This window comes from Streptomyces sp. CHD11 (assembly GCF_018638295.1).
Classification (GTDB): Bacteria; Actinomycetota; Actinomycetes; order Streptomycetales; family Streptomycetaceae; genus Streptomyces.
The window spans coordinates 1-336 of record NZ_JABTTS010000156.1 but is presented as its reverse complement, the minus strand read 5'-3'; the positions used below and the strand labels follow the sequence as shown (position 1 = coordinate 336).

The following is a 336-nucleotide window of genomic DNA, read 5'->3' as shown; positions in this document are numbered from 1 at the left end:
TCGCGGTTGAGCCGCAGGTACAGCAGGGCGGTCCCGGCCACGGCGAGCGGCCAGAGCAGGTAGACCCCGGCCATGACCAGCAGGGCGACGACGGCGACGGAGGCGCCCAGGGCGGAGCCGCGGCCCTTGGTGCCCTTGGGGAGCAGCTTGACGGCGGCGGCCACGCCGACCGCGTAGACGGCGACGACCGCGCCGGTGGTGAGGAGCACCAGGGGCTCGGTGCCGAGGCCCGAGACGCTGACGGCGAACAGGGCGAGGAAGGAGAGCGCGGAGACGACTGCGAGGCTGCGGCGGGGGACCTGGCCCGCGACGCTGCCGCGCGACATCCACGCCGGG

1 pseudogene is annotated in these 336 nt (G+C 75.9%); it reads right to left on the bottom strand.

Features of this window, described 5'->3' with window-relative positions:
- Positions 1 to 336: pseudogene (locus tag HTV45_RS33570) on the bottom strand (amino acid permease); the annotation flags it as partial.